This window comes from Rhodococcus sp. WAY2 (genome assembly GCF_009859915.1).
Lineage (GTDB): Bacteria > Actinomycetota > Actinomycetes > Mycobacteriales > Mycobacteriaceae > Rhodococcus_F > Rhodococcus_F oxybenzonivorans.
In genome coordinates this window covers 1,028,584-1,040,448 of the sequence record NZ_CP046572.1, presented here as the reverse complement: position 1 = coordinate 1,040,448, position 11,865 = coordinate 1,028,584, and the positions used below count along the sequence as shown (strand labels likewise).

The window sequence follows — 11,865 nt, the reverse complement described above, 5'->3', positions numbered from 1 at the left end:
ACCCTTCGGGAGACTTCAGTGTCCTCTACCACCACCGAGAAAACCGACGTTTCAGCACAGTCGCCGCACTGCCTCGTCGAGAAGCGCGGGCACGTCCTGATCGTCACGATGAACCGCCCCGAGGCGAAGAACGCGCTGTCCGGCGAAATGATGGCGATCATGCGCGACGCGTGGGATCAGGTCGACGCCGACCCGGACATCCGCGTCGCCATCCTCACCGGTGCCGGCGGAGCCTTCTGCGCGGGAGCAGACCTCAAGGCCATGACGGTGCAGCACCCTGGCGACTCCTTCTCGGGCGGGGGTGAGGGAAACCAGCCGGCGTGGGACCTGTCGAAAATCGAGGCTCTCCTCAAGGGCCGTCGCCTCACCAAACCCCTCATCGCAGCGGTCGAGGGACCGGCCATCGCAGGCGGAACCGAGATCCTTCAGGGCACCGACATTCGCGTCGCCGGCGAGAGCGCCAAATTCGGTGTGTCCGAAGCGAAATGGGGACTCTTCCCGCTCGGCGGTTCGGCGGTGCGCCTCGTCCGGCAGATCCCGTACACCATCGCTGCGGACATTCTCCTGACCGGACGCCACATCACCGCCGCCGAAGCCAAGGAGATCGGCCTCATCGGACACGTCGTTCCCGACGGCCGCGCCCTCGACAAGGCCCTCGAACTCGCCGACCTCATCTCCGCCAACGGCCCCCTCGCCGTCCAGGCCATCCTGAAGACCATCCGCGACACCGAAGGCATGCACGAGGAAGACGCCTTCCAGATCGACGCCGCACTCGGCACCGCCGTGTTCACCAGCGCCGACGCGAAGGAGGGCCCCCGCGCCTTCGCCGAAAAGCGCGCGCCGAACTTCCAGGGCCGCTGACCCTGCCCCACCGCTGACCTCCCCCACCCCCAGCCACCCCCGCCCCCTCCCCAGCCGGGCGAATGTACCTTTCGGCGCATCTGAGGCGCCGAAAGGTACATTCGCCCAGGGTGTGAGGCTTATCCACAACCCCCAGTTATCCACAGGCCTCACCAAAACGCCTGGTGAACAACCCTGCCGCCAGTAGCGGGTGCGTCATCATCGAGTCCATGCGACGGGGACAATGGGGGCATCGGCTCGAAGACTTGTACGGAGTGAGCCGGTCAGGGATCATCCGCACCGCCGAACTGAGGCATTGGGGAGTGTCGAACTCGGCGATCGACGCTCGATGCCGTCCGGGCGGGCCGTGGCAACGGATCCTTCCCGGCGTCGTGATGCTCGGCAACGGCCACCCGACCGCACGACAGCGTGCCGTGGCCGCGATCGTGCTCAGCGGTGACAACGCGGTCCTCACCGGGCGCGCAGCGTTACACGAATACGGGTACGGAACGTCGTACTCCGGCGATGCCCACGTCCTGATCGCCACGCACCGGCGTGTCCAGTCCACGGGCTTCGTCCTCGTCGAACGCACGACGCGAATGCCGGCGCCGGTGATGCGCAACGGGCTTCCCTGCGCCCCGCTTCCACGCGCGTTGCTCGACGCGGCGCGACGGTGCCGCACTCTGGACAGCACTCGATCCCTCATCGCCGAGGTGATCCAGCGAGGCGGGGCAAGAGTCCCCGAGCTCATCGCGGAGTTGGACGCGGGCAGTGGCCGCGGCGCAGCGCTCCCCCGTGCCGTGCTGCGCGAGGTGAGCGCCGACGTCCACTCGGTGTCCGAAGCCGAAGCTCGCCGATTGTGGACGCGGAGCGGACTACCCCGAATGGTCTTCAACCGCAGGATCGTCGACGCCGACGGACAGTTCATTGCTATGCCGGACGGTTGGATCGACGAGGTCGCGTTCGCCTGGGACATCGACTCGCTCGACTGGCATCTCGCGCCCAATGCCTACAAATCGACCGTCGAGCGCCGAACCCGGATGCAGAACCACGGCATCATCGTGCTTCCGACTCTCCCTAGTGCCGTCCGCGACCACCCCGACCGCGTGATCGACGACCTCCGCAGCCACTACCAGTTGGCGTCGTCCCGCCCCCGACCGGAGGTCCGGATGCTCACAGCCGCCGGATGAATGTACCTTTCGGCGCATCTGAGGCGCCGAAAGGTACATTCGCCCGGCGGAAGGGGGGACGGAGGGAGGGCGGAGGGGGACGGCGGGAGGCAGGGGCAGGGGCGGAGGGAAGGCAGGGGCGGGGACGGGGAGGTCAGCCCAGGACAGCGGAGGCGAGCTGCCGCACGTGCGGGGCGTCGCGGCACGAGACGAGGAGTGTGGTGACTCCGGCGTCGGCCCAGCGTTTGACGTCGGCTCGGACTTCGTCGACGTTGCCGATGATCATGGTCTCGGTGACCATGTCGTCGGGGACGACGACGGCGGCGTCGTCTTTGCGGCCTGCACGAAAGAGGCGGCCGATTTCTTCGACCTGTTCGCCGTATCCCATGCGGGTGTACACCTGGGCGTGGAAGTTCAGTTCGGGTGCACCCATGCCGCCGACGTAGAGCGCTGTCATCGGTTTCAGCCCGTCGATGGCTGCGGCACGGTCGTCGGTAATGATGACCTGACAGGTGGCCGCGACCTCGAAGTCTTCCCGGGTACGACGAGCACCCTGCCGCGCGAAGCCCTCGTCGAGCCATTCGTTGTACATGGGGGCGAGGCGGGGTGAGTAGTAGATCGCGAGCCAGCCGTCGGCGATTTCGGCGGTGAGCGCCACGTTCTTGGGACCCTCGGCGCCAAGCCAGATCGGGATGTCCGCCCGGAGGGGGTGGGTGATCGGTTTGAGGGGCTTTCCCAGGCCGGTGCTGCCCGGCCCGGTGTACGGCAGCGGGTAGTGCGGTCCGGCACTGGTGACGGGCTCTCGACGGTCGAGCACCTGGCGCACGATCGACACGTATTCACGGGTGCGCGCAAGGGGTTTCTCGAAGGGCTGGCCGTACCACCCCTCGACCACCTGCGGGCCCGACACCCCGAGCCCTAGTATGGCCCGGCCACCGCTGAGGTGGTCGAGGGTGAGCGCGTGCATCGCGCAGCTCGTCGGGGTGCGCGCCGAGATCTGCACGACCGAGGTGCCGAGGCGGACACGTTCGGTGCTCGCCCCCCACCACGCGAGGGGGGTGAAGGCGTCGGATCCCCATGATTCGGCGGCGAAGACGGCGTCGAATCCTTCGGCTTCGGCGGCGGCGATCAGCTCCGGGACATTCGCCGGCGGCTGCGCGCCCCAGTATCCGAGTTGCAACCCGAGCTTCATCGTGTGCCTCCGCATCGACCGTCGTCAGAAGTGACCCTTGCCACAAACACTAGAACCTGTTCTACTCGAAGTTGTGACCATGGGAAAGAGCGCGGTGGCCGAAAAGTTCTCGAACACTCCATTGAGCGCCCCGCTGAAACTTCAATTCGACTACACCCGGTCGGTGGGCCCGACCATCGGAGCCTTCGTGACTGCGCTGCGCGACCGCAAGGTCATCGGCGCGCGCGGATCGGACGGACGCGTCTACGTTCCGCCGCCCGAATTCGACCCCGACACGGCGGAACCGCTCACCGACTTCGTCGGCGTATCCGACGCCGGAACCGTAGTGAGTTGGACATGGATGCCGGATCCTATTGCCGGACAGCCGCTCACCGAGCCGTTCGCGTGGGCGTTGATCAAGTTGGACGGCGCCGACACCGCCTTGGTGCACGCGGTGGACGTGCCTTCCGTCGCCGCGATGAGCACGGGAATGCGTGTGCGGGCGCGGTGGGCGGAGCAGCGCGTCGGACGCATTCAGGACATCGTGTGCTTCGAACCGGGTGAGTCGGCCGGCGACGCCGGGACGCCCGAGAACTCGGAGCCGGTGACGATGGTGACGACGCCGGTCGACCTCGACTACATGCATTCGGCGTCGGCCGAGGAGAGCTACTACCTTCGAGGGCTGAAGGAAGGCAAGCTCATCGGCGGCCGCACCGGCGCGGACGGCAAGGTCTACATCCCGCCTCGCAGCGCCAATCCCACCGACGGCATCCCGACGAAGGAGCAGGTGGAGCTGCCGGACCGGGGCATCGTCACCACCTTCTGCATCGTCAACGTCCCGTTCCTCGGTCAGCGCATCAAGCCGCCGTACGTCGCAGCGTATGTGCTGCTCGACGGCGCCGACATCGCATTCCTGCACCTCATTCTCGAGTGCGACGCCGCCGACGTCCGGATGGGCATGCGCGTGGAAGCCAAGTGGAAACCACGCGAGGAGTGGGGTTACACCCTCGAGAACATCGAGTACTTCAGGCCGACGGGTGAGCCCGACGCCGAGTACGACACCTTCAAACACCACCTGTAAGGGCGCGGCACAATGACAGATATCGCAGTCGTCGGGTTCGCGCACGCACCGCACGTGCGTCAGACCACCGGCACCACCAACGGCGTCGAAATGCTGGTCCCCTGCTTTCAGCAGCTGTACGACCAACTCGGGATCACCAAGTCGGACATTGGCTTCTGGTGTTCCGGCTCGTCCGACTATCTGGCGGGTCGGGCGTTCTCGTTCATCTCCGCGGTCGACTCGATCGGCGCCGTTCCGCCGATCAACGAATCCCACGTCGAGATGGATGCGGCGTGGGCCTTCTACGAAGCCTGGGTCAAGATCATGACCGGGGAGGTCGACACCGCCCTCGTGTACGGCTTCGGCAAGTCGTCGGCGGGCAATCTCCGCAAGGTCCTGTCGATGCAACTCGACCCCTATCTGGTGACGCCTCTCGCCCTCGACTCGGTGTCGATCGCGGGCTTACAGGCCCGTCTCGGGCTCGATGCCGGAAAGTGGACGACCGAGGAGATGGCAGCCGTGGCGGCCCGCAGCCGAGCGGCAGCCGAGAGCAACCCGAACACCCAGCTGTCCGGCCACGTCGACATCGAGACGTTGCTGGCCTCACCGTTCGTCGCCGATCCTCTGCGCGCCCACGACTGCGCACCGATCACCGACGGGGCTGCCGCGGTGGTACTGGCAGCCGGCGACCGTGCCCGTGAGCTGTGTGAACGTCCGGCGTGGATCACCGGGATCGAACACCGGATCGACTCCCCGAACTTCGGTGCCCGCGACCTGACGGTGTCGCCTTCCACAACGTCGGCGGCCCGGGCCGCCACCGGCGGTGACGTCGGCGGAATAGACGTGGCCGAACTGCACGGTCCCTTCACCCACCAGGAGCTGATCCTGCGCGAGGCCATCGGACTGCCCGAATCGACGACGATCAACCCCTCGGGAGGTCCGCTCAGCGGGAACCCGATGTTCGCGGCGGGCCTGGAGCGCATAGGTTACGCAGCCAGGGCCATCATGGACGGCAACGCCGGGCGCACGCTGGCACACGCCACGAGTGGTGCTGTGCTGCAACAGAATTTGGTCGCAGTCTTGGAGGGACGCAACTGATGGCGAATCAACTAGCCGCTGTACTCGGCACCGGCCAGACCCACTATGTGGCGAAGCGGCACGATGTGTCGATGGCCGGCCTGGTCCGCGAGGCCATCGACCGCGCCATGGAAGACGCGCGCGTGGGTTGGGACGACATCGACGCCGTCGTGATCGGCAAGGCACCCGACCTGTTCGAGGGTTCGATGATGCCTGAACTTGCGATGTCGGATGCATTGGGCGCCAACGGTAAGCCGCTTCTCCGCGTGCACACCGCGGGGTCGGTCGGCGGATCCACGGCTGTCGTGGCGTCGAGCCTCGTGAAGGCGGGCGTACACAAGCGAGTGCTGACGGTCGCCTGGGAGAAGCAGTCCGAGTCGAATGCCATGTGGGCGTTGTCGACCCCCATCCCTTTCAACATGCCAGTGGGTGCCGGCGCGGGAGGCTATTTCGCGCCGCACGTCCGGTCCTACATTCGGCGGTCGGGAGCGCCCGAGCACATCGGCGCGATGGTGGCGGTGAAGGACCGCCTCAACGGAAGCCTCAACCCGTACGCCCATCTGCAGCAACCCGATATCACCCTGGAGTCCGTACAGGCTTCCCAGATGTTGTGGGATCCGATCCGATACGACGAGACCTGCCCGTCTTCGGACGGCGCCTGCGCCATGGTGATCGGCAACGAGGAAGCGGCGGAGCGGGTGACGGCAGAAGGTCGCGAGGTCGCCTGGATTCACGCCACGGCCATGCGTACCGAACCCACCACGTTCTCCGGGCGGGATCAGGTGAACCCGCAGGCGGGCAGGGATGCTGCCGCCGCCCTGTGGGAGGCCGCCGGAATCAAGGATCCCCTCGACGAGATCGACGTCGCCGAAATCTATGTCCCCTTCTCGTGGTTCGAACCGATGTGGCTCGAGAACCTCGGATTCGTGTCCGAGGGTGAGGGGTGGAAGCTGACCGAAGCGGGCGAGACGGCCATCGGTGGACGCCTTCCGCTCAACGCGTCCGGTGGTGTCCTCTCGTCCAATCCGATCGGAGCCTCGGGAATGATCCGGTTCGCCGAGTCGGCCATGCAGGTGATGCACCGCGCCGGTGATCACCAGGTGAAAGACGCACGCAAGGCCATGGGCCACGCCTACGGTGGCGGCTCTCAATACTTCTCGATGTGGGTGGTCGGATCCGACCGGCCGGACAACCAGTAGCGGGGTCACCATCATGAAATTCACCGTCGGCATTGCCATGAATCCCCTCGACCAACTACCTGCCCTCGCGAAAACAGCCGAGGAGTGCGGCTTCTCGTCCATCGCGCTGCCCGACTCGCTGTTCTTCATGGAGAAGCAGAGCACCGACTACCCGTACACCCCGGACGGTTCGCGGATGTGGAACGAGGAAACGCCCTGGGTGGATCCACTGATCGCCGCCGCGGCGATGGGCGCTGTCACCTCGAGGATCGAGTTCTACACCCAGGTACTCAAACTGGGATCGCGCAACCCGGTGCTCCTCGCCCGCCAAGTTGGGTCCGTGGCGAATCTGACCGGCAATCGCTTCGGCTTCGGGGTCGGCATCGGCTGGGCTCCGGAGGAATTCGAATGGTGCGGGGTTCCGTACGCGAAACGGGGCGCCCGCGTCGACGAGATGATCGAGGTCATCAAACTGATTCTCGGTGGCGGAATGGTCGAGTACCACGGTGCGTTCTACGACTTCGACCGCCTGCAGATGAGCCCGGCCCCGACGAAACCGGTGCCGTTCTACGTCGGCGGGCACACCGACGTGGCACTTCGCCGGGCCGCCAGGGTGGGCGATGGCTGGACGTCGGCAATGATCAAATTCGACGATCTCGTCCAGGTGATTGCACGCCTCCGTGCACTCCGCGAGGAGTACGGGAGGGCCGAGCTGCCGTACGAAATACAGACCGTCTGCATCGACCGCTTCGGCAAGGAGGGATACGCGGAACTGGCCGAGGCGGGAGTGACCGACACCATCGTCGTCCCGTGGATCTTCGACGGCATCGGGTTCGACGGACCCCTCGAAGCCAAGCAGGACTCCATGCGTAAGTTCGCCAACCAGTACATCGACTAGGGGTGCACATGTCCACCACCACCGACCACCCGGCACGCCTTGCGGGGCAGGCGTCACGAGAGGCCGCCAGCGGGAGACGCAAGGACGAGTGGCTCGCCTTGTTCGCCGACGACGCCTGTGTGGAAGACCCTGTCGGTCCCTCGCATTTCGACCCCGAAGGCAAGGGGCATCGTGGACTCGAGGCGATCTCACGGTTCTACGACATGACGATCGCGACCACCGAGTCGCTCGAATTCCTCATCACCGACTCGCTCGTGTGCGGCAACGAGAATGTGACCATCGGGACGATACGGTCAGTCGTCGGAGGAGCACAGATCGACGCCGAGGGCGTGATCATCTACCGGGTGAACGAGGAAGGCAAGATCGCATCTCTCCGCGCCTTCTGGGAGGTCGAGCGGGCGATGAAGACTGTGCGCACACTCTGAAGCCGCGAACTTCCCGCGCGTAAGGCCCCGGTTCACCTACGGACCGGGGCCTTCGTCGTGCGTCGATTCGAATTAAGAAACAGCAGGACATAGAACAGCGGCGTCGGAGAGGATGAGGGTGCCCTCCGACGCCGCTGAATTCGTGGGGGTCAGTGCTTGACCGGGCAGCCGCCAGACGTCGTCTTGTAGTCCACTGGGAACTCCTTGATTCCGTTGAGCCAACCCGAGCGCAGTCGCCGCGGATCTCCAAGCCTACTGATGTCGGGCAAGTGGTCTGCGATGGCATTGAAGATCAGGTCGATTTCGAGCCGGGCGAGGTTCGCGCCCAGGCAGAAGTGTGCGCCCGTTCCGCCGAAACCGACGTGCGGATTGTTCTCCCGCAGGATGTCGAACTTCTCGGGATGGTCGAAGGCGTCCTCGTCGAAATTCGCTGAGCCGTAGAGCATCACGACTCGCTGCCCTTTCTTGATCTGCACGCCGCCCAGCTCGGTGTCTTCGAGCGCGGTGCGCTGGAAGGAATTGACCGGGGTGGCCCAGCGAACGATCTCGTCGGCTGCCGTCTTCGGGCGTTCCTTCTTGTAGAGTTCCCACTGATCGGGATGGTCGAGGAAAGCGATCATGCCGTGCGTGATGGCGTTGCGGGTGGTCTCGTTGCCTGCCACCGCCAGGAGAATGACGAAGAACCCGAATTCCTCGGGCGAGAGTTCGTTTCCGTCGATGTCCGCTTCGATCAGCGTCGTGACGATGTCATTGGCCGGGCACTTCTTGCGCTCGTCGGCCATCTGATAGGCGTAGCCGAGGATTTCCATCGACGCTGCCTGGGGATCGATGTCCAGTTCGGGATCGTCGTATCCGGTCATCTGGTTCGACCAGTCGAATACCTTGAGCCGATCTTCCTGCGGCACGCCGAGAAGCTCGGCAATGGCCTGCAGGGGAAGTTCACAGGCGATCTGAGTGACGAAGTCACCGGCTCCCGCTTCTGCGGCTTCCTTGACGATCTTCTCGGCGCGCTCGGTGAGTTCGTCGCGGAGGCTGTTGATCGCGCGAGGCGTGAATCCTCGGGCAACCAGCTTGCGGAGCTTGGTGTGCTCGGGGGCGTCCTTGTTGATGAGGATGAACCGCTGCATATCGATGTTCTCGCGAGGGATGTCGTCGGCGAAGCGGACGATCGCGGTGTTCTCGTGCGTGGAGAACACGTCACTGCGCCGCGAGACCTCCTTGACGTCGTCGAGTTTGCTGACCACCCAGTAGCCGTCGTCGTGGAAGCCACCGATCTCCGGCGGCTGCGGGTTCCACCAGATCGGCGCAGTCTTACGCAGCTCGGCGAACTCCTGGTAGGGGATGCGCTCTGCGTAGATGTCCGGGTCGGTGAAGTCGAAACCCTCTGGAAGATTGGGCTGCGCCACTGCTGTCTCCTGCCCTAGGCCATACACCACTTCGTGATGTGGAACACGTTCTACTAACATTGAAACACAAGCCAGGCGACTAGCAAAGGAAAGCCGGTCCGGTCCTTGCCACCATAGGAGAACCTGTTCTATTTTCTGAGAACAAGGAAAGGAGCCCGCCGTGGGCACACCAGTAATCGTCGAGGCAGTGCGTACACCCATCGGAAAACGTGGTGGGTGGTTGTCGGGTTTGCATGCCGCCGAGATCCTCGGGGCCGTCCAGCGGGGCATCCTCGACCGCTCCGGCATCGACCCGGAATTGGTGGAGCAGGTGATCGGTGGTTGCGTCACCCAGGCCGGTGCGCAGTCCAACAACATCACCCGCACGGCGTGGCTGCATGCCGGGCTGCCCTGGCAGGTCGGCGCAACGACGATCGACTGCCAGTGCGGATCGGCGCAGCAGGCCAATCACCTGATTGCCGGACTCATCGCGACCGACACCATCGACGTCGGAATTGCCTGCGGGATAGAAGCGATGAGCCAGGTCCCGCTCGGCGCGAACGTAGGCGAGAACGCCGGACCTCGCCGACCCGCCGACTGGGACATCGACATGCCCAATCAGTTCGAAGCAGCCGAGCGCATCGCCCGTCGCCGCGGGATCACGCGCGCAGACGTCGAGGCACTCGGTGTCCGTTCGCAGGCACGGGCCAAGCAGGCGTGGGACGAAGGCCGGTTCGATCGCGAGGTCCTGACGATGACGGCGCCCGTCGTCGACAAGGAAGGCAACGCCACCGGCGAAAGCCGAGTGGTCAGCCGGGACCAGGGCCTGCGGGACACGACCGCGGAGTCGCTGGCCACGCTGAAGCCCGTCCTCGAGGGCGGCATCCACACGGCCGGCACGTCCTCACAAATTTCCGACGGCGCGGCCGCGGTGATGTTGATGGACGAGTCCCGGGCGCGCGCGCTCGGACTGACATCACGCGCCCGTATCGTCGCCCAGGCCCTTGTCGGGTCGGAACCCGAGTTCCACCTCGACGGTCCGGTCCAGGCCACCGCACGCGTGCTCGAACGCAGCGGAATGAAAATCGGCGACCTCGACTTGTTCGAGGTGAACGAAGCATTCGCCTCCGTGCTTCTGTCGTGGGCGTCCGTCCACGGACCCGACATGGACAAGGTGAACGTCAACGGTGGCGCTCTCGCGCTCGGGCATCCCGTGGGCAGCACGGGTTCCCGACTCATCACCACCGCGCTGCACGAACTCGAGCGCACCGACGGGTCGACGGCACTGATCACGATGTGCGCGGGCGGCGCGCTGGCCACCGGCACCATCATCGAGCGAATCTAGGATCAGCCGTGAACACACCTGCCCGCGCCCCCGCCCGACCGCGTGGCCTCGACTCCAAGTGGACGGTCTCCATCATCAAATGGATGTCGAAGATCAATGTCGTCCTGTATCAGCGGACGGGCGGGCGGCTGGGCAGCACGTGGCGGGTGGGCAGTGCCTTCCCGCGCGGACTGCCCGTCTGCCTGCTCACCACCACCGGCCGCAAGAGCGGCGAACCCCGGGTCAACCCACTGCTGTTCCTCGAGGACGGCGAGCACATCGTCCTCGTCGCCTCGCAGGGCGGGTTGCCGAAGCACCCGATGTGGTACTTGAATCTGCGGAGCGATCCGGCGGTCACCGTTCAGGTGAAGTCCCGCGTGCTGCCGATGACGGCGCGCGTGGCCACCGCCGAGGAACGCGCGCAGCTGTGGCCGCGGCTCGTCGACATGTATCCCGATTTCGACAACTACCAGGCCTGGACCGAGCGAACGATCCCCGTCGTCATCTGCACCCCACGATAAAACTGTATGTACCGCCGGGTAACGGATGCCATGTCCGGAGACTTCTTGCAGTATTGACCCCGTACGGAAGATGTACGACGGCCGAGGCGAGGAAAGCAGATATGACGACACAGGTTCAAGATCGGATACACGACCGTCGGGAGCTCACGGCAGCACTTCTGCGCGCGCTCGAACGGCGACACGAAGTCCTCGATGCCATCGTCGACAGCAAGGATCATGCCGAGGCGCTCACCACCGTCGCCGGCCTCCTGGACACATCCGAGGCGTACGCGGAAGCCGTCCTCAATCTGACGTTCCGTCGCCTCACCAAGGATGAACGCCTCCGCATCCAGTCGGAACTCGAAGACCTCGACGCGAAGTTGGAGTGGACGGCGTCCGACCGCCCGGCGAGCACCGGGCGCAATTTCCGTCTGCGCCCGTTCACGCCCACCGACGGGGACGCCGAGTTGTTCCGCCGCCGCTGCGCCGAACAGGAGGAAGACGGCACTCCGTGGTCGCAGGAGCGGATCGAGAAGGAACGCGCGGAGGGTTTGAAGCGAATCGACGACGAGTCCGCAGCGTGGTTCGTCTGCGAGGACACCGCCGAGAACACCTCCGTCGGGTTGGTCTTCGGTGAGCTCACCGGACGCGAAGTCGACGTAGCCATCTGGGTAGCACCCGAGTGCCGCAAGAAGGGGTACGGCACCGCCGCCGTGAAGCACAGCAGGCAGGAACTGGCCGCCGAGTTCCCCGGCACGGTTCTGGTCGTTCGCGCACCGGCCTGACCCTGCACCGTGGTGGCACGGCGCGCACCCGCGCGCTGCGCCACCACGTTCGG

12 protein-coding genes are annotated in these 11,865 nt (G+C 65.4%); 10 read left to right on the top strand and 2 right to left on the bottom strand.

From position 1 onward, the window contains the following. Positions 1-18 precede the first annotated feature (18 nt). Positions 19-861, top strand: a complete 843-nt coding sequence (locus GFS60_RS04920) for a crotonase/enoyl-CoA hydratase family protein (RefSeq protein ID WP_159919291.1) — start codon at positions 19-21, stop codon at positions 859-861. A 209-nt stretch (positions 862-1,070) separates the two neighbouring features. Next, positions 1,071-2,030, top strand: coding sequence for a hypothetical protein (locus GFS60_RS04915; RefSeq protein ID WP_201453503.1), 960 nt, complete (start codon positions 1,071-1,073; stop codon positions 2,028-2,030). A 133-nt stretch (positions 2,031-2,163) separates the two neighbouring features. On the opposite strand, the gene GFS60_RS04910 is transcribed toward GFS60_RS04915, so the two are convergent. Then, positions 2,164-3,201, bottom strand: coding sequence for an LLM class F420-dependent oxidoreductase (locus GFS60_RS04910; protein WP_159919286.1), 1,038 nt, complete (start codon positions 3,199-3,201; stop codon positions 2,164-2,166). 79 nt (positions 3,202-3,280) lie between these two features. Between GFS60_RS04910 and GFS60_RS04905 the strand changes: the two genes are divergently transcribed. Genes GFS60_RS04905 through GFS60_RS04885 form a run of 5 tightly spaced genes read left to right on the top strand, consistent with a single transcriptional unit; the run spans position 3,281 to position 7,818 of the window. After that, the gene (locus GFS60_RS04905; protein ID WP_159926881.1) at positions 3,281-4,261 is read left to right on the top strand and encodes a Zn-ribbon domain-containing OB-fold protein; all 981 of its coding nucleotides are present in this window, start codon (positions 3,281-3,283) and stop codon (positions 4,259-4,261) included. A gap of 12 nt (positions 4,262-4,273) precedes the next feature. Continuing rightward, positions 4,274-5,338, top strand: a complete 1,065-nt coding sequence (locus tag GFS60_RS04900; protein WP_159919284.1) for a thiolase domain-containing protein — start codon at positions 4,274-4,276, stop codon at positions 5,336-5,338. Then, positions 5,338-6,516 carry a thiolase domain-containing protein gene (locus GFS60_RS04895; RefSeq protein WP_109326894.1) on the top strand — a complete coding sequence of 393 codons (1,179 nt, stop codon included), beginning with the start codon at positions 5,338-5,340 and terminating at the stop codon, positions 6,514-6,516. Before GFS60_RS04900 ends, GFS60_RS04895 begins: the two co-directional genes overlap by 1 nt. 13 nt (positions 6,517-6,529) lie before the next feature. Continuing rightward, positions 6,530-7,393, top strand: coding sequence for a TIGR03619 family F420-dependent LLM class oxidoreductase (locus GFS60_RS04890; RefSeq protein ID WP_159919282.1), 864 nt, complete (start codon positions 6,530-6,532; stop codon positions 7,391-7,393). A gap of 8 nt (positions 7,394-7,401) precedes the next feature. Continuing rightward, positions 7,402-7,818, top strand: coding sequence for a nuclear transport factor 2 family protein (locus GFS60_RS04885; protein WP_159919280.1), 417 nt, complete (start codon positions 7,402-7,404; stop codon positions 7,816-7,818). A gap of 149 nt (positions 7,819-7,967) precedes the next feature. Here the strand turns inward: GFS60_RS04885 and GFS60_RS04880 are convergent, their stop codons facing one another. Then, positions 7,968-9,224, bottom strand: coding sequence for a cytochrome P450 (locus GFS60_RS04880; protein WP_159919278.1), 1,257 nt, complete (start codon positions 9,222-9,224; stop codon positions 7,968-7,970). 160 nt (positions 9,225-9,384) lie between these two features. On the opposite strand from GFS60_RS04880, the gene GFS60_RS04875 reads away from it, so the two are divergent. The 3 genes from GFS60_RS04875 (at position 9,385) to GFS60_RS04865 (ending at position 11,812) form a co-directional block, all read left to right on the top strand. Beyond that, positions 9,385-10,548, top strand: coding sequence for a steroid 3-ketoacyl-CoA thiolase (locus GFS60_RS04875; RefSeq protein ID WP_159919276.1), 1,164 nt, complete (start codon positions 9,385-9,387; stop codon positions 10,546-10,548). An 8-nt stretch (positions 10,549-10,556) separates the two neighbouring features. Next, positions 10,557-11,048, top strand: coding sequence for a nitroreductase family deazaflavin-dependent oxidoreductase (locus tag GFS60_RS04870; RefSeq protein ID WP_159919274.1), 492 nt, complete (start codon positions 10,557-10,559; stop codon positions 11,046-11,048). Between the two features lie 101 nt (positions 11,049-11,149). Then, positions 11,150-11,812, top strand: coding sequence for a GNAT family N-acetyltransferase (locus GFS60_RS04865; protein WP_159919272.1), 663 nt, complete (start codon positions 11,150-11,152; stop codon positions 11,810-11,812). Positions 11,813-11,865 lie beyond the last annotated feature (53 nt).